16 protein-coding genes are annotated in these 16,463 nt (G+C 69.6%); 7 read left to right on the forward strand and 9 right to left on the reverse strand.

All coding sequences use genetic code 11. The features are described 5' to 3' along the window. Positions 1-73: 73 nt before the first annotated feature. Genes SOM10_RS09615 through SOM10_RS09640 form a run of 6 tightly spaced genes read right to left on the reverse strand, consistent with a single transcriptional unit; the run spans position 74 to position 7,834 of the window. The gene (locus tag SOM10_RS09615) at positions 74-745 is read right to left on the reverse strand and encodes a response regulator (protein WP_053098537.1); all 672 of its coding nucleotides are present in this window, start codon (positions 743-745) and stop codon (positions 74-76) included. After that, positions 742-3,264 carry an ATP-binding protein gene (locus tag SOM10_RS09620; protein ID WP_320489786.1) on the reverse strand — a complete coding sequence of 841 codons (2,523 nt, stop codon included), beginning with the start codon at positions 3,262-3,264 and terminating at the stop codon, positions 742-744. Before SOM10_RS09620 ends, SOM10_RS09615 begins: the two co-directional genes overlap by 4 nt. A gap of 14 nt (positions 3,265-3,278) precedes the next feature. Beyond that, entirely contained in the window at positions 3,279-3,878 is a 600-nt protein-coding gene (gene kdpC / locus SOM10_RS09625) for a potassium-transporting ATPase subunit KdpC (protein WP_320489602.1), read from the reverse strand. A gap of 41 nt (positions 3,879-3,919) precedes the next feature. After that, entirely contained in the window at positions 3,920-6,058 is a 2,139-nt protein-coding gene (gene kdpB / locus SOM10_RS09630) for a potassium-transporting ATPase subunit KdpB (protein ID WP_320489603.1), read from the reverse strand. Between the two features lies 1 nt (position 6,059). Beyond that, positions 6,060-7,745, reverse strand: a complete 1,686-nt coding sequence (gene kdpA, locus SOM10_RS09635) for a potassium-transporting ATPase subunit KdpA (RefSeq protein WP_320489604.1) — start codon at positions 7,743-7,745, stop codon at positions 6,060-6,062. After that, positions 7,745-7,834, reverse strand: a complete 90-nt coding sequence (locus tag SOM10_RS09640; protein ID WP_056276367.1) for a potassium-transporting ATPase subunit F — start codon at positions 7,832-7,834, stop codon at positions 7,745-7,747. Before SOM10_RS09640 ends, kdpA begins: the two co-directional genes overlap by 1 nt. Before the next feature lie 282 nt (positions 7,835-8,116). On the opposite strand from SOM10_RS09640, the gene SOM10_RS09645 reads away from it, so the two are divergent. The 6 genes from SOM10_RS09645 (at position 8,117) to SOM10_RS09670 (ending at position 12,900) form a co-directional block, all read left to right on the forward strand. Next, positions 8,117-8,308 (forward strand): hypothetical protein, encoded by a 192-nt coding sequence (locus SOM10_RS09645; protein ID WP_320489605.1) that lies wholly within the window; start codon positions 8,117-8,119, stop codon positions 8,306-8,308. Beyond that, a complete protein-coding gene (locus SOM10_RS09650; RefSeq protein ID WP_320489606.1) occupies positions 8,305-9,678 on the forward strand; it encodes an RNA polymerase sigma factor in 1,374 nt (457 codons plus the stop codon). The genes SOM10_RS09645 and SOM10_RS09650 overlap by 4 nt, the downstream gene beginning before the upstream one ends. Next, entirely contained in the window at positions 9,675-10,031 is a 357-nt protein-coding gene (locus tag SOM10_RS09655; protein WP_053098543.1) for a YciI family protein, read from the forward strand. Before SOM10_RS09650 ends, SOM10_RS09655 begins: the two co-directional genes overlap by 4 nt. A gap of 33 nt (positions 10,032-10,064) precedes the next feature. Then, positions 10,065-11,243 (forward strand): SLC13 family permease, encoded by a 1,179-nt coding sequence (locus tag SOM10_RS09660; protein ID WP_320489607.1) that lies wholly within the window; start codon positions 10,065-10,067, stop codon positions 11,241-11,243. A 213-nt stretch (positions 11,244-11,456) separates the two neighbouring features. Next, on the forward strand, positions 11,457-12,197 hold the full coding sequence (locus SOM10_RS09665) for a GntR family transcriptional regulator (RefSeq protein ID WP_320489608.1): 741 nt from the start codon (positions 11,457-11,459) through the stop codon (positions 12,195-12,197). Between the two features lies 1 nt (position 12,198). After that, the gene (locus SOM10_RS09670) at positions 12,199-12,900 is read left to right on the forward strand and encodes a GntR family transcriptional regulator (RefSeq protein WP_320489609.1); all 702 of its coding nucleotides are present in this window, start codon (positions 12,199-12,201) and stop codon (positions 12,898-12,900) included. Here the strand turns inward: SOM10_RS09670 and SOM10_RS09675 are convergent. The 3 genes from SOM10_RS09675 to SOM10_RS09685 are packed head-to-tail and all read right to left on the reverse strand — an operon-like array spanning position 12,864 to position 15,055. Further along, positions 12,864-13,487: a GNAT family protein gene (locus SOM10_RS09675; protein WP_320489610.1), complete on the reverse strand. Its 624-nt coding sequence runs from the start codon at positions 13,485-13,487 to the stop codon at positions 12,864-12,866. The genes SOM10_RS09670 and SOM10_RS09675 overlap by 37 nt on opposite strands. A 9-nt stretch (positions 13,488-13,496) precedes the next feature. Then, positions 13,497-14,108, reverse strand: a complete 612-nt coding sequence (locus SOM10_RS09680; RefSeq protein ID WP_053098547.1) for an FMN-binding negative transcriptional regulator — start codon at positions 14,106-14,108, stop codon at positions 13,497-13,499. Continuing rightward, entirely contained in the window at positions 14,108-15,055 is a 948-nt protein-coding gene (locus tag SOM10_RS09685; RefSeq protein WP_320489611.1) for a DMT family transporter, read from the reverse strand. Before SOM10_RS09685 ends, SOM10_RS09680 begins: the two co-directional genes overlap by 1 nt. Here SOM10_RS09685 and SOM10_RS09690 point away from each other — a divergent pair. Beyond that, positions 15,054-16,460: a PLP-dependent aminotransferase family protein gene (locus SOM10_RS09690; RefSeq protein WP_320489612.1), complete on the forward strand. Its 1,407-nt coding sequence runs from the start codon at positions 15,054-15,056 to the stop codon at positions 16,458-16,460. The genes SOM10_RS09685 and SOM10_RS09690 overlap by 2 nt on opposite strands. Positions 16,461-16,463 lie beyond the last annotated feature (3 nt).

Genomic DNA, 16,463 nt, shown 5'->3' on the forward strand with positions numbered 1-16,463 from the left:
CCGCCGATTCCGTCGGTTGACAGCAGCTCATGCTGAGTTGTGAACCGAGAATGACGAGAACGGCAGACCTGGCTCAGAGGACGAGACGGTAGCCCATGCCCGACTCTGTGAGCAGGTGCACCGGTGCGCTGGGCTCGGCCTCGAGCTTCTTGCGCAACTGCGACATGTACAGCCGCAGGTAACCCGAATCGGAGACCTGTTCGCTGCCCCAGATCTCCTTGAGCAGATCCTGCCGGGTGACCAGGGCTCCGGGATGCCGGGCGAGGTGCTCGAGCATGCGCCATTCGGTCGGTGTCAGGTGCACGCGCGCACCCGCCCGGGTGACCGTCTTCGTCGCGAGGTCGACCACCACATCGCCGAATCCGACGGTGGATTCCCCGCCCGCGGGCACCGCCCGACGAGACAGCGCCCGCAGCCGCGCGAGCAGCTCGTCGACCTGGAAGGGCTTGGTGACGAAGTCGTCGGCTCCGGCATCCAGGGCCTCGACCTTGTCGGCGGACCCGGTGCGACCCGACACGACGATGATCGGCACGGTCGTCCAGCCGCGCAGCGCCTGGATCACCTCGATGCCGTCGAGCCGCGGCATGCCGAGGTCGAGCATGATGAGGTCGGGGTGAGTCTGTGCGGCGACGGCCACGGCGGCCGCGCCGTCGGGCGCGACCACCACCTCGTACCCGTGGGCGGCGAGGGTGATGCGCAGTGCGCGCACCATCTGCGGGTCGTCGTCGGCGATGAGGAGCTTCACTCCGTCTCCTCCTGCATGATGTCGGGCTCTGCTGCGAGGGGCAGCGAGATGACCATGGTGAGTCCACCGCCGGGGGTGTCCTCGGGTGTCAGGGTACCGCCCATGCCCTCGGCGAATCCGCGCGAGAGGGCGAGGCCGAGGCCGAGGCCGGTGGTGTTGTCGGTGTCGCCGAGGCGCTGGAACGGCTGGAAGATCTCGTCGCGCTTCTCGGCGGGAACGCCGGCACCGCGGTCGATGATGCGGATCTCGGCGTGGTCGCCGATCGTGCTCGTCGAGACGATCACCCGGCTGTCGGCGGGCGCGTGACGGTGGGCGTTCGCGATGACGTTGACGAGCACTCGCTGCAGCAGCACCGGGTCGGCCGACACGGCGGGCAGCCGGGCATCGAGCGCGAGCTCGACATCCGACGGCCCGAGGCCGAGCTCGTCGACGGCCGCGAGCACGGGGCCGGCGACATCGAGCCGCATGGTCGAGACGGCGAGCACTCCGGCCTGCACCCGGCTGACGTCGAGCAGGTCGGTCACGAGCGACGACAGGGTCGCGAGGCTCTCGTCGGCCGTCGCGAGCAGCTCTTCCCGATCGGATGCCGACAGCGCGTGCGCCCCGCGGAGTCCGCCGATCGCGGCGACGGCCGAGGCCAGAGGGCGGCGCAGGTCGTGGCTGACCGCCGAGAGCAGGGCGCTGCGCACCTGGTCGGTCTCGGCGAGGGCAGCGACCTCGCGCGCCGTGGCACGCAGGTCGGTGTGCTCGATGGCCGCCGCCAGCTGCGCGACGATCGCGTCGAGCAGGCGTCGGGCGGGGGTGTCGAGCGGTTCGCCGTGCAGCTCGAGCACGGCGGGTGCCGATCCTCCGGCACCGACCGGGATCGTCGTGGCGCGTCCGTCGGGCACGGGTTCGCCGTCGCTGGCCAGCACCTCGCCGTCGGCGGTGAGCAGGCGGACGCCGGTGAGTCCGAACGCCTCGCGCGTGCGGCTGACGAGGGCGAGCACCGCGTTGTCGCCGCGCAGCACGTTGCCGGCCACGGCCGCGAGCAGCTCTGCCTCCGCGGCGGCGCGCTGAGCGGTGCGGGCTCGCCGGGCGGCCTGGTCGACGATGATGCTGACGAGGATGGCGATGGTCACATACAGCGCGAGGGCGAGCACGTGCAGCGGGTGCGCGATCGTGATGGTGAAGAGCGGGGCGACGAACAGGAAGTCGAGGGTGATGCCCGACAGCACCGCCGCGAAGACGGCAGGCCGCACGCCTCCCACCAGTGCCACGATCACGACGAGCAGCTGGAAGGCCAGCACTTCGACCGTGATGGACTCGGGGCTGCGGAACGCGAACATCGCCCACGAGAGCAGCGGGCCGACGACGAGCGCCAGTGCGAACCCGAGCGCTTGACGTCGCCAGCCGAGGGCGCCGCCGGTGATGCGGGGGAGTGCGACACGGCCGCCCGCGGCGGCGTGGGTGACGATGTGCACGTCGATGTCGCCGGAGCGGCGGATGACCTCCGAGCCGATGCCCGGTCCCGTCAGCGCCGCCGCGAGACGCCCACGCCGGCTGACACCGATCACGAGCTGAGTGGCATCCGCCCCGTGGGCGAACTCGACGAGCGTGCCGGGGATGTCGTCGCCGATGATCTGGTGGAAGCTGCCGCCGAGGGATTCGACGAGCGACCGCTGCGCGGCGAGGGCGCCGGGGGTCTCGTCGCGCAGCCCGTCCTGCGCGGCGACATGTACGGCGAGCAGTTCGCCGCCGGCCGAGCGTGCGGCGATGCGGGCCCCTCTGCGCAGCAGCGTCTCGCCCTCGGGTCCGCCGGTGAGGGCGACGACCACGCGCTCGCGCGCCTGCCAGGTGCCCTCGATGCCGTGGTCGGCCCGGTAGCTGCGCAGCGCGCTGTCGACCTCGTCGGCGAGCCACAGCAGCGCGAGTTCACGCAGAGCCGTGAGGTTGCCCAGACGGAAGTAGTTGGACAGGGCCGCGTCGATCCGCTCCGCCGGATAGACGAGTCCGGCGGAGAGACGGTCGCGCAGCGACTGCGGCGCCAGGTCGACGACCTCGATCTCTTCGGCGGCGCGCACCACGGCATCCGGGATCGTCTCCTGCTGCGCGATGCCGGTGATCTTCTCGACCACCGCGTTCAGCGACTCGATGTGCTGCACGTTCACGGTCGTGACGACGTCGATGCCCGCGTCGAGCAGCGCACCGACGTCCTGCCAGCGCTTCGGGTTCTGCGAGCCGGGGGTGTTGGTATGCGCGAGTTCGTCGACCAGCGCGATCTCGGGTCGGCGTGCGAGCACCGCATCCAGGTCCATCTCGCTGAGCGGCACGCCCCGGTGCAGATCGGTGCGACGGGGGACCTCGGGGATGCCGATGGTCTGCGCGGCGGTCGCCGCGCGCTCATGCGTCTCGACGATCGCGATCACGACGTCGCGGCCCTCGTCGAGCAGCCGGCGCCCTTCGACCAGCATCTCGAAGGTCTTGCCGACACCGGGGGCTGCGCCGAGCAGCACGCGGAGTCGGCCGCGCCGCGGCATCCGCTCTGCCGTCATCAGCCCTCCTGCTCATCGAGCGCGAGATTGAGTTCGGCGACGTTGATGCGTTCTTCGCCGAGGAATCCCAGATCCCGCCCTTGAATCCTAGACTCCACGAGGTCGCGCACCTGCTGCGCGGGCAGGTCGCGCTCGGCCGCCACCCGCGGCACCTGCAGCAGCGCGTACGCGACGCTGATGTGCGGGTCGAGGCCGGATCCGGATGCCGTCACAGCGTCGGCCGGCACGGCAGCGGGGTTCACGCCTTCGCGCTCGGCGATGGCTGCCTGGCGCTCGCCGATCGACGCGACGAGGTCGGCGTTCTCCGGGCCCAGGTTGCTGCCGCTGGACGCGGCTCCGTCGTAGCCGTCACCGGCGGCCGACGGACGCGACTGGAAGTACTCGGGCAGCGCCTCGCCGTCGGCATCCGTGAAGGACTGACCGATCAGCGAGCTGCCCTTGTCGTCGCCCAGCGGCGAGCCGTTCGCCTGGAACGGCAGCAGCAGCTGACCGATGCCGGTGACGACGAGCGTGTAGCCGACGCCGAGCACGAGGGTGAGCACGAGCATCGCGCGGATGGCGACGCCGGTGGTGCGGGCGACGGTGCGGGAGGAGGACATGGAGTGCCTTTCGATGCGAGAAGGACGAAGACGGACGCCGGTCAGAAGCTGGGGATGAGGGTGATGACGAGGTCGATCAGCTTGATGCCGATGAACGGTGCTATCACTCCGCCGAGGCCGTAGACGAGCAGGTTGCGCTGCAGGATCTGCGAGGCGCTCGCCGGGCGGTACTTCACCCCGCGCAGCGCGAGCGGGATGAGGAAGACGATCACGATCGCGTTGAAGATGATCGCGCTGGTCACGGCGGATGCCGGCGAGTGCAGCTGCATGATGTTGAGCGCCGCGAGGCCCGGGAACACCCCCATGAACATCGCCGGGATGATGGCGAAGTACTTGGCGATGTCGTTCGCGAGCGAGAAGGTCGTGAGCGCGCCGCGAGTGATGAGCAGCTGCTTGCCGATGCGCACGATGTCGATGAGCTTGGTCGGGTCCGAGTCGAGGTCGACCATGTTGCCGGCCTCCTTCGCGGCCGACGTGCCCGTGTTCATCGCGACGCCGACGTCGGCCTGGGCGAGAGCGGGGGCGTCGTTCGTGCCGTCGCCCGTCATGGCGACGAGTCGCCCGCCCTCCTGCTCGCGCTTGATCAGCTCGAGCTTCTGCTCGGGTGTCGCCTCGGCGAGGAAGTCGTCGACGCCCGCCTCCTTCGCGATCGCGGCGGCGGTCAGCGGGTTGTCGCCCGTGATCATGACCGTGCGGATGCCCATGCTGCGCAGTTCCTCGAACCGCTCGCGCAGGCCGTCTTTCACGATGTCCTTGAGGTGCACGACGCCGAGCACCTCGCCGGATCCCGCTGGACGCTTCACGGCGACCACCAGCGGTGTGCCGCCGCTCGAGGCCACGCCGTCGACGAGGCCGGCGAGTTCGGCATCCGTGTCGAGCCCGAGCCAGGCGTCGATCGCCGACCCTGCGCCCTTGCGGATCTGCGTCCCGTCGGCGAGGTCCAGTCCCGACATGCGGGTCTGCGCGGTGAACGGCACGACCACGGCATCCGCCGGCTCGTCGACCCGGATGCCGCGGCTCAGCGCCAGCTCGACGATCGAGGCGCCCTCGGGCGTGGGGTCGGCGAGGGATGAGAGGGCAGCGACACGAAGCAGCTCGTCGGGGTCGACGCCGCCGAGGCGAAGCACCTCGTGGGCGCGGCGGTTGCCGTAGGTGATGGTGCCGGTCTTGTCGAGCAGCAGCGTCGTGACGTCGCCTGCCGCCTCGACCGCGCGGCCCGACATCGCGAGCACGTTGCGCTGCACGAGACGGTCCATGCCGGCGATGCCGATGGCCGAGAGTAGGGCGCCGATCGTGGTCGGGATCAGGCACACGAGCAGGGCGATCAGCACCGGGATGCTGACGGGCGATGCGGCATACGACGCGATCGGGTTGAGGGCGAGCACGACCACGACGAACACGATCGACAGACTCGCGAGCAGGATGTTGAGCGCGATCTCGTTGGGTGTGCGCTGACGGCTGGCGCCCTCGACGAGCGCGATCATGCGGTCGACGAACGTCTCGCCGGGCTTCGAGGTGATGCGCACGACGATGCGATCCGACAGCACGCGGGTGCCTCCGGTGACGGCGCTGCGGTCACCGCCGGATTCGCGGATGACCGGGGCGCTCTCGCCGGTGATGGCCGATTCGTCGACGGTCGCGATGCCCGCCACGATGTCGCCATCGCTGGGGATCAGCTCGCCGGCCGTGACGATCACGATGTCGTCGCGCTGCAGCTCGGCCGATGAGACGTCGACCGTCTCGGTGCGCTCGGCCGTGGCATCCGCTGTCGCTTCGTACCGCACAACGCGCCGGGCCATCGTGCTGGTGCGGGTCTTGCGCAGACTTGCGGCCTGGGCCTTGCCGCGGCCCTCGGCCACGGACTCGGCGACGTTGGCGAACAGCACGGTCAGCCACAGCCAGATCGCGATGCCCCAGGTGAAGGGTGCGGGCACGGGTGTTCCGCCGGAGTCGGCCGGGCCGCCGAGGAACGGCTCGGCGATCGCGAGCACGGTCGTGAATGCGGCACCGACCCAGACGAGGAGCATCACGGGGTTGCGCACGAGCGACGCGGGGTTGAGCTTGCGCAGGGCGCCGGGCAGGGCCTGCGTCAGCTGTGCCCAGCCGAATGAGCGGGGCGGTGCGGTCGGGGCGGATGCCGGAGCATCCTGCTGTTCCGAGGGCGTGGTGGTGAGGGTCATGTCAGACGAGTCCTTCAGCGAGGGGTCCCAGTGCGAGCACGGGGAAGTAGGTGAGTGCCGTGATGATGACCGTGACGGCGGTGAGGAGGCCGACGAACTGCGGTCGGTGCGTGGGCAGGGTTCCGGTGTTCTCCGGCACGCGCTGCTGTGCGGCGAAGGATCCGGCCAGGGCCAGCACGAGCACGATCGGAAGGAACCGGCCGAGCAGCATCGCGATGCCCAGTGCGGTGTTGAACCACGGGGTGTTCGCGGTGAGGCCGGCGAAGGCGGAGCCGTTGTTGTTCGACGCCGAGGTGAAGGCGTAGAGCACCTCGCTCATGCCGTGCACGCCGGGGTTGAGGATGCTGGTCGCCTCGACGTCGGCGCGGATGCCGGGGATCGCGAAGCTCAGGGCCGTGCCGACAAGAACGAGGGTGGGCGTCACGAGGATGTAGAGGCTCGCGAGCTTGATCTCCTTCGGGCCGATGCGCTTGCCGAGGTACTCGGGGGTGCGGCCGACGAGCAGTCCGCCGACGAACACCGCGATGATCGCGAGCACGAGCATGCCGTAGAGACCAGAGCCGACGCCGCCGGGGGCGACCTCGCCGAGCATCATGTTGAGCATCGGCATCATGCCGCCGAGCGCCGTGTACGAGTCGTGCATCGAGTTGACGGCGCCGGTCGACGTCAGGGTGCTGGCGCTGCCGAACAGGGTCGAGCCGAGGATGCCGAAGCGCACCTCCTTGCCCTCCATCGCCGCACCCGCGAGTTCCGGAGCGCTGCCGCGGCCGGCCAGCTCGAGGGCCGAGAGCGCGAAGGTCGAGATCAGGAAGATCGTTCCCATCACGGCGGCGATCGCGTAGCCCTGGCGGTTGTCGCCGATCATGCGACCGAACGTGCGGGGGAGTGAGAACGGGATCACGAGGATCAGCAGGATCTGCAGCAGACTGGTCCAGCCGGTCGGGTTCTCGAACGGATGCGCCGAGTTGGCGTTGAAGAAGCCGCCGCCGTTCGTGCCGAGCAGCTTGATGGCCTCCTGTGAGGCGACCGGCCCGCCCGGGATGGTCTGCGTGCCGCCCGAGACCGTGGTCACGTCGGTGAAGCCGGCGAAGTTCTGCACCACGCCGCCCGCGATCAGGGCGATGGCGGCGATCAGAGCGATCGGCAGCAGGATGCGTCCGAGCCCGCGGATCAGGTCGACCCAGAAGTTGCCGATCGTGGTCGAGCCGCGGCGCGAGAGGCCGCGGATCAGCGCGACCGCGACGGCCAGACCGACGGCGGCCGAGACGAAGTTCTGCACCGTCAGGCCGGCGAGCTGCACGGTGTAGCCCATGGTCTGCTCGGGCGAGTACGACTGCCAGTTGGTGTTCGCGACGAATGACGCCGCGGTGTTGAACGCGAGCCCTTCGGGCACGGCCGGGAGTCCCAGCGACTCGGGCAGGAAGCTCTGGAGTCGCTGCAGCCCGTAGACGAGCAGCAGGCCGACGACCGAGAACGCGAGCACGCTGCGGGCATAGGCCCGCCACGTCTGCTCGGATGCCGGGTCGACGCCGATCAGTCGGTACAGGCCTCGCTCGGCTTTCAGGTCGCACGGGGTGCTGAAGACGTCGGCCATGTAGTCGCCCACCGGGCGGTACAGCAGCACGAGGGCGATGATGAGGACGGCGGCCTGCAGGACGCCGAACCAGAGGTCGGCACCCGCGCCCATCAGAACTTCTCCGGGGCGACGAGAGCCACCACGAGGTAGACGACGGCGGCCACGGCGAGGGCGGCGGCGATGATCTCGAAGACGATCACAGTCGTTCCACCCCCTTCGCGACAAGAGAGACGAGGGCGAACAGCGCGAGAGTCAGCGCGATGTAGATGATGTCGAGCACGAGACTCGATACAACTCCCGTGCGGACCGGCATATGGCGATCCTCACGCTTTGCCTACGGGGCCGTGCGGGATGCATGCGACTTGCTCACATCTCGGGTCGATCCGACTTTCTCGCGACGCGTTGTCGCATCCGTCGTTCGTCGTTCGTGGTTCGGGTAGGAGGTCCCCGATCGGGGGGCCTCAGACGCGAGAGGTGCGGTGGTGACTGTGTACAACGACCCGATGGTGGCGAACCTCGTCTACCGGCTCGAGGCTGAGCACGCCGAGGAGCAGATCGTGCGACGTCGGACGGTGCTCGAGCATCCTGGTCTGATCCGGCGCCCTTCCCTCCGTGCGCGCGCTCGCCGCCTCTGGGCGCGCATCTCTTCCGGCGGAAGCGGGGAACCGGGATGATCGTCCTGACGGCAGGATCGGAGCGCGACCTGCTCGAACGAGCGGACGGAGAGACCACAGGTGACGCGGCGACGAGGTCGGATCAGGGGTTCTCGGTGAACGCCGACGTCGCAGAGCACGTCGCGCAGGTCTATCGCGACGAGTGGGCGCGCATCGTGGGAGGACTCACCCGACGGTGCGGTGATCTCGACCTCGCCGAGGAGACGGCTGCTGAGGCGTTCGCCTCGGCCGCTGAGCGATGGTCGGACGAGGGAGTGCCGCCCAATCCCGCCGGGTGGATCACCACCACGGCCTACCGAAAGGCCATCGATCGACTGCGTCGTGAGTCGTTCCGCGATGCCAAGCATCGGGAGGCTCTCATGCTGCACGATCCCGAACCGCCGGAGCCGACGGGCGTCATCGACGACGATCGCCTCCGTCTGCTCTTCACCTGCTGCCATCCGGCGCTGTCGCTCGAAGCACGCGTCGCCCTGACCCTGCGGATCGTGGGCGGGCTCACCGTCGAGGAGATCGCCCGGGCCTTCCTCATCCAGGAATCTGCGGTGCGGCAGCGCATCACCCGAGCCAAGGCGAAGATCAAGACCGACCGGATCCCCTATCGGATGCCGGCTGCCGACGACCTCCGCATCCGGATCGACGGAGTGCTCGCAGTGCTCTATCTGATCTTCAACGAAGGGTATTTCGCGTCCGGGGCCGGAGTGCCCGCACTGCGTCGCGAGCTGACGGGCGAGGCGATCCGGCTCACCGGACTGCTCCGCGAGCTGCTGCCCGCCGACGAGGAGGTCACGGGTCTGCTGGCGTTGATGCTGCTCAGCGAAGCGCGCGCCGCGGCACGCGTCACCGACGGCGGCGAGCTGGTGCGCCTGGACGAACAGGACCGTGGCGCGTGGGACCACGAGCTCATCGGTCGAGGCCTCGCACTGCTCGACGAGCCACCCACCGCGGCCCCCGGTCGTCACCGACTGCTGGCCGAGATCAACGCGGTGCATGTGCGGGCGACGGATGCCGAGCACACCGATTGGGCGCGCATCGTCGGACTCTACGAGCAGCTCGAGCGGATCGATGCCAGCCCGGTCGTGACCCTCAGCAGGGCGGTCGCCGTCGCAGAGCGGGACTCGCCCGAACGAGCACTGCTGATCGTGGAGACGCTGCGCGATGCGCTGGATCAGTTCCATGCCTTCCACGTGACGCGCGCAGAGCTGCTGCGCGCTGCGGACCGACCGGACGATGCTCGGGCTGCCTACGAGCGCGCGATCGCCCTCGCCGACAACACCGCGGAGATCATCCACCTGACCCGACGCCGCGACGAGCTCGCGGCGCCCCTCGCACCCGGGGAGCCCGGGCGCACGACGAATGGAGAGAGCAGATGAGCAACAAGTACCTCGTGATCCACATGACCGACCCGACCGGCGGCACGATGCCGCAGGGAGAGGATCAGCGCCTTCTCGAAGACTGGGCGGATGAGGGCAGGGCGGCCGGCAGCCTGGGCGAGGGCGCACCCGTCGCCGGGGCGGACCAAGCCAAGTCGGTGGCCGTGCGAGACGGCAAGGTGCTCGTCACCGACGGCCCGTTCCCGGAGTTCAAGGAGTGGTTCGCCGGCTACGACATCGTCACCGCCGAGTCGATCGACGAGGCGGCGAGCTTCATGGCGAAGCATCCCACCGCCGTCATGGGGAGGGTCTACATCCTGCCGGTGGTGAAGCTCCCCTGGGACGAGGACTGAGGAACACACCCCCACCGGATCTACACTCAGCGAGTGAGTGCGACGCGACGGCGGCTGGGAGCGGGGACGATCATCGTCCTGGCGCTCATCGCCGTCGCACTCGTCTGCATCGTCACGGGCATCCTTCCACCCGCGGATGCCGGGGCGCTCGGCGCTCGCATCGCACCGGTGCTGGGGTTCGTCATCGCGATCACGGTCGTCGCCGAGCTGGCCCGGGACGCTGCGGTGTTCGACGTCGTCGCGCAGCGTCTTGCTCGATGGGGCCACGGGCGGGTCATCCTGCTGTGGCTGTCGGTCGTGGTGCTCGCCGTCATCAGCACGGTGTTCCTGTCGCTCGACACCACGGCGGTGATCGTGACGCCGGTCGTGGTCGTGCTCGCGCAGAGCGTCGGCATCCCTCCACTGCCGTTTGCCCTCGTCACGGTGTGGCTGGCGAACACGGCATCCCTCGCCCTGCCCGTGTCGAACCTCACCAACCTGCTCGCGGCACGGTCGATCGGTGACGACCCGCTCGCGTTCCTCGCGCTGAGCTGGGCGCCGACCCTCGTCGGGGTGCTCGTGCCCGTCGTGGTCCTCACGCTGCGACACCGACGGACGCTCTTCGGCGAATATCGCACTCCGACAGGCGGTGCCCCTTCCGACCGGATGCTCTTCTGGGCGGCGTCCGCCATCCTGCTGCTCCTGATGCCGCTGCTCGCAGCGACCCATGACGTGTGGATCCCCGCGACGGTCGCAGCGCTCGTGCTCATCGTCGTGTTCGGCATCCGGCGTCGCCATGTGCTGCGACTCTCGCTCGTGCCATGGCAGGCGATCGGCCTGGCGGCGGCCCTGTTCGTCGTGGTCGAGACCGCGCACGCGAACGGCATCCTCGACTTCCTGTCGGTCCTCGCGACCAGTGGCCACGCGCCCGCAGAACTGCTGCGTCTCTCTGCGGCGGGCGCGCTCGCCGCGAACGGGGTCAACAACCTGCCCGCCTACCTGATCCTCGAACCCACAGCCGGCGATCCGGTCGCGCTCATGGCGCTGCTGATCGGCGTGAACCTCGGCCCCCTGATCACCCCGTGGGCATCGCTCGCCACCCTTCTCTGGCATCACAGGGTGGTGTCGCTGGGTGTCGAGATCCGCTGGGGCAGCCTGATGCTCTGGGGAGCGATCGTCGCCGTGCCGACGGTGCTGGTCGCCACGCTCGTGCTCGCCTTGGTCGCAGGCTGAGATCCGGCATCCCGATCCCGGCCGCAGGGGAGGGAAAAGGGCAGCGACTCGCGTCACGGGATCTGGGGGAGGTCCGCGGCACGACATGGGGAGTGTGTGCCGGGTGAGGGTCGCTGCCCTACTCCACAACGCTACGCACATGCCGTCGGATCCGGTGAAACTTCAGTGCCTGATGTATGGTGCGTCGGCATGACACCGGCATAAAGTGTGCCCGTGGGCGACATCAGCGCATCTCTGCCGATCCGGCCGCGGCAGCTGATCCGCGACCAGGTCTTCGCCACGCTCGCCGAAGAGATCATCTCTGGGCGCATGCAACCCCTCGAAGAGATTCGCGACCAGGACTTGCAGGCCGAATACGGCGTCTCCCGCACGCCCATCCGCGAGGCTCTCAACCGTCTCGCCGACCTCGGACTCATCGAGGTCAGCACCAACCGGTTCACACGCGTCGCGCCGGTCGACCTCGAGGCACAGGCGGAACGTGTCGAGACCGCCGTCGCCATGGTCGGATACTGCGCCGTCAAAGCAGTGCCGACCTACACCGACGAGCAGGTCGCCTCTCTGCACGAGAGGATCGACGGACTCCTGGTCGCCGAGCTCGCAGGAACCTCGAGTCGCGAGGGGCTCAGCCTCTGGTACGCGCTGTGGGGCGAGATCGTGCTCAACGCCCACAACCAGACGATGATCGACATCCTCGACGGTCAGCTGGTGCTGCACCTCACCCGAACAGTGCCCGCGCAACGCGTGCCCGACGAACTCGTCGACTACATGCGGGCGGCCCTCGATCAGCTGCGTGCCCTGCTCGATCGGCGCGACGGCGTCGGGGTACGCGACCTCATCGAACCGCTGTTCCTGAGATCGACGATCGAACCTCTCCGCGCGGCGGCGGCGCTCGCCGCGGCATCCGCCTCCGTCTCCGCCGGCTCGACGCCCGCCGTCCTCTTACCCGGGGACTGACATGCCCGACCGGCGGATCGACAGGCTGAACTCCACGCGACTGCTGGGAGGGGTCGAGCAGCCACCGCCCGTCATCACCTCCCGCGCGGATGCCGTCGTCGACTCGCTCGCGCACTCGATCGAGTCGGGCGAACTGGCGCCCGGCGATCCCTTATCGGTCACCGCCCTCGCACAGCGGCTCACCGTCGCCGCGGCGACCGTGCGATCAGCCCTCGGCACCCTTGAAGCGATGCATCTGATCGAGCACCGTCTGAACAGGGCGTCGGTCGTCGTGACGCCGACCCCCGCGTGGTTCGTCGCTGTCGCCGCTGAGTGTTCCGGCCTGTCGATCGCGGCGGCCGACCTCGGCATCGCGGAGGCGACCGAGGCGCAGATCGCCGATCTCGCCGAGCGGGCGGCGATCGTCCGCGAACTCTGGGCGTCGGACGAGAGCGATCAGGTCATCGGAGCGGAGGGGCTGTGGGAACTGCTCGACCTGCTCGCGGTGTTCTCGCGCAACCGACACCTCAGCGCCCTGCACGCGTCGAAGCGCACGGCGCTGGTGCTCGGCATCCGCTCGCTCAGCCGGCCCCGCAACCCCGCCATGCTCCGATCGGTCGTCGACGCGCTCGTCGCCGCAGCGCGCGATCGCGACCGCCTCGAAGCGACGGATCTGGTGAGAGACCTCTACACGTTCGTGGTCGACGGGGTCACAGAACTCTGACGCGTCGGTGTCCACTCCTCCGCGAGGATGCCATAGTTGAGCCCGTCGAGCCACTCGCCCGACCGGTGCAGAGCGGTCTTGCGGCTGAACTCCTCCCGGCGCATGCCGAGCCGCTCCATCAGACGCCACGAAGGCTCGTTGTCGGCGAAGCATCCGGCGTGCACCCGGCGCAGCCCCAGCGGACCGAAGCAGACGTCGATCACGGCGCGGATGGCCTCGGTCGCATAGCCGCGACCGGTGTGCGCGGGGTCGAGCACCCAGCCGAGCTCCGCCTCGACGCCCCTCGCCTGATCGGCGACCTCGAGCTGCGCCCAGCCGTCACCGATCCTGATCATGATGTCGCCGATCGGCGTGGGCCCGTCGTTCTCCGTGATCAGCTCGACGAGGTACATCGACGTGAGCCGGCCGGGGTCGAGATACCGCTCGCGGAACTCCTCGAGTGTGGCCGGCGCGAGTCCGAGCCACCGGTTCACCTCCGGCCGTCGACGCCACTCCCACATGACGTCGACGTCGGGTGCCGTCATCGGCCGGATCTGCAGCCGCTCGGTACGGACGGGCCAGACGTCGGTGTGCGGCGAATCGGTCATCGCCCCAGCCTATTGAGGGGCGTGGCCGGACACTCGACGCATCTCGGCCGCGAGTGCCGCGTTCGTCTCGTCGAACCGCCCGGTGATGGTGTCTCGCACCTCGGGAGACTTGTTCTGGCTCAGCTTGGCGCGCGCGTCGAACCGGTCGACACGCATCCTCAGCCCGACGGTTCCCTTCGCCGCTCGCCGGGTGCCGGCCTCGTCCTCCGACAGGCTGCGCCCGTGCGGCGTTCCCTTCTCGAAGTGGTCGGTCAGCTGCGCGAGCATGGCGTAGTTCTCCTCCTCGGTGAGGATCTCGGGAGTGCCGTAGAGATGAGCGGTCACGTGGTTCCAGGTGGGCACGAGGTCGCCGGGCGCATAGAGGCTGGGCGACACGTAGTCGTGGGGTCCCTGGATGATCACGAGCACCTCGTGCGCGCCCAGTTCATGCAGCTGCTCGTCGGGGCGACCGAAGTGGCTCGCGATCACGATCTCGTGTTCGTCTTCGATCAGCAGCGCGGGGTAATGCGAAGCGACCAGCCCTGTGCTCGCGGGGGACACGAAGGTCGCCCACGGGTTGCCGCGGATCAGGCGCTTCACCTCGAGCGGGTCGGTCATCAGGTAACGGGGTGTGTGGCGCATCAGAACTCCTCGTTCAGGGGGTGGGTGGTGGGTCGGGGATGGGTCAGTCGGGTGCGCACCGCGAGCGCGGCGCACACGATGACGGCCAGGCCGCCGAGCGCGGTGGGCCATCCGATCTGCTCATGAAGAAGCAGCGCGGCCCACGCGATGCTCATCACGGGTTGGACGAGCTGGATCTGGCTCACCTGGGCCATGGGCCCGATCGCGAGCCCGCGATACCAGGCGAAGAATCCGAGGAACATGCTCACCACGGCGAGGTAGGCGAAGGCGAGCCACTGCACCGGCGATGCCGTCGGCGGGTCGGCGACCGCCGAGGCCAGGGTCAGCACGAGCATCAGCGGCGCGGCGAGCACGAGCGCCCACGACACGGTCTGCCAGGCTCCGAGCTCCCGAGCCAGCAGGCCGCCCTCCGCATAGCCGACAGCCGCAGCGAGCACCGCGGCGAACAGCAGCAGATCGGCCCAGTGGAGTTCGCCGAGATCCCCGTTCTGCAGTGACGCGAAGACCACCGCCGTGATGGCGCCGAGTGCGGCGAACCACCAGAACGCACGTCCCGGCCGTTCGCGCGTGCGGAGCACGACGATGACGGCCGTCGCTGCGGGGAGCAGGCCGATCACCACGGCGCCGTGGCTCGCCGGTGCGGCGGTCATGGCGAACGACGTCAAGAGGGGGAACCCGGCGACGACACCACCGGCCACGATCGCGAGTCGCCACCATTGCACCCTGGTCGGCGGATGCTGCCGGGTGGCCGCCAGAGCGATGGCAGCGAGCGCTGCGGCGACGACCGCGCGACCGGATCCGATGAACAGAGGCGAGAGGCCGCCGACCGCGATGCGGGTGAAGGGGAGGGTGAACGAGAAGGCGGCGACGCCGATAAGCCCCCACCAGAGGCCCGCACGGGATAGCGCTGTGCGAGCAGGGGCGATAACGCTACTCTGTTCTTTCATGAGTCAGGATAGCAGTGACCGGATCGTAGGAGAACTGCGTCGGTGGATCGAGGCGGCGCCTCCGGGGTCTCGGGTTCCCTCGAATCGAGCGCTCGTCGCGCAGTACGGAGCGAGCCCTGTGACGGTGCAGAAGGCGATGGGACGCCTCGCCCGGCTGGGCCTGATCGAATCTCGACCAGGCGCGGGGACGTTCGTACGGGCGCAGAAGACGCCGCGCCCCGCCGACTACGGCTGGCAGACATCCGCGCTCGGGGCTCCTCCCGCGCGACTCGCCGGGCTCACCTCGACGCAGCGCACTGTCGCTCCCGACGCGATCGGCATGCATTCCGGGTATCCGGCGGTCGACCTGCTTCCCGAGCGGCTGGTCCGTCAGGCGATCACCCGTGCGGCACGCACCTCGTCAGCGCTCACTCGCTCGCCCGCCGCCGGGATGCCGGAGCTGCAGGCCTGGTTCGCGGCTGAGCTCGCGGCATCCGCCCCCGCAGACGTCACTCCGGCATCTGCCAGGGATGCGCTCGTGATCGCGGGCAGCCAGAGCGGGCTGAGCTCCATCTTCCGAGCCGTGGTCGGGGCAGGGCAGCCTCTGCTGATCGAGTCGCCCACCTACTGGGGCGCTCTTCTCGCCGCCGAGCAGGCCGGGGTGGTGCTGGTGCCGATCCCGTCGGGGCCGGACGGGCCCGATCCGGATGCCGTCGAGCGCGCCTTCGCCGAGACCGGCGCTCGTGCGTTCTACGCGCAACCCACATTCGCCAACCCGACGGGCGCCAGGTGGCCGACGTCGACGGGCCTCGCCGTTCTCGAGAGCGTGCGGCGACACGGTGCCTTCCTCATCGAAGACGACTGGGCGCACGATCTGGCCATCGACGGCGATCCGCGGCCGATCGCGGCGATGGACGACGACGGCCATGTCGTCTACCTCCGCTCGCTGACCAAGAGCGTCTCGCCCGCACTGCGGATCGCCGCGGTGATCGTGCGGGGTCCGGCGCGCGAGCGCATCCTCGCCGACCGCGCCGCCGAGTCGATGTACGTGAGCGGGCTGCTGCAGGCTGCCGCGCTCGACGTCGTGACCCAGCCGGCGTGGAAGAGCCACCTGCGTGGCTTCCGCGACCACTTGAGGGCGCGACGCGACCTGCTGCTCGCGAGCCTCGCCGAGCACGCCCCGACCGCGACGGTCGAGACGGTGCCGGCCGGTGGCCTCAACCTCTGGGTGCGGCTTCCGGAGGGCACCGATGTCGTCGGCGTGGTCCGAGGATGCGAGACACGCGGCCTCATCATCTCTCCCGGATCCGAATGGTTCCCCGCGGAGCCCTCCGGAGCCTATGTGCGACTCAACTACGCGAACGCCGACCCGACGCGATTCCCCGAGGCGGCGGAGATCCTCGGCGGTGTGCTCGCGGCATCCTGACCG

The organism is Microbacterium sp. CFBP9023, assembly GCF_034045055.1.
Lineage (GTDB): Bacteria > Actinomycetota > Actinomycetes > Actinomycetales > Microbacteriaceae > Microbacterium.

What these genes read in the sequence shown, in the direction of transcription:
- SOM10_RS09620 (WP_320489786.1), bottom strand. Translation starts at nt 3,264, where the DNA reads ATGCCGCGGCGCGGCCGACTCCGCGTGCTGCTCGGCGCAGCCCCCGGT.
- kdpC (WP_320489602.1), bottom strand. Translation starts at nt 3,878, where the DNA reads ATGTCCTCCTCCCGCACCGTCGCCCGCACCACCGGCGTCGCCATCCGC.
- kdpB (WP_320489603.1), bottom strand. Translation starts at nt 6,058, where the DNA reads ATGACCCTCACCACCACGCCCTCGGAACAGCAGGATGCTCCGGCATCC.
- kdpA (WP_320489604.1), bottom strand. Translation starts at nt 7,745, where the DNA reads ATGGGCGCGGGTGCCGACCTCTGGTTCGGCGTCCTGCAGGCCGCCGTC.
- SOM10_RS09650 (WP_320489606.1), top strand. Translation starts at nt 8,305, where the DNA reads ATGATCGTCCTGACGGCAGGATCGGAGCGCGACCTGCTCGAACGAGCG.
- SOM10_RS09655 (WP_053098543.1), top strand. Translation starts at nt 9,675, where the DNA reads ATGAGCAACAAGTACCTCGTGATCCACATGACCGACCCGACCGGCGGC.
- SOM10_RS09670 (WP_320489609.1), top strand. Translation starts at nt 12,199, where the DNA reads ATGCCCGACCGGCGGATCGACAGGCTGAACTCCACGCGACTGCTGGGA.
- SOM10_RS09675 (WP_320489610.1), bottom strand. Translation starts at nt 13,487, where the DNA reads ATGACCGATTCGCCGCACACCGACGTCTGGCCCGTCCGTACCGAGCGG.
- SOM10_RS09680 (WP_053098547.1), bottom strand. Translation starts at nt 14,108, where the DNA reads ATGCGCCACACACCCCGTTACCTGATGACCGACCCGCTCGAGGTGAAG.
- SOM10_RS09690 (WP_320489612.1), top strand. Translation starts at nt 15,054, where the DNA reads ATGAGTCAGGATAGCAGTGACCGGATCGTAGGAGAACTGCGTCGGTGG.
- SOM10_RS09685 (WP_320489611.1), bottom strand. Translation starts at nt 15,055, where the DNA reads ATGAAAGAACAGAGTAGCGTTATCGCCCCTGCTCGCACAGCGCTATCC.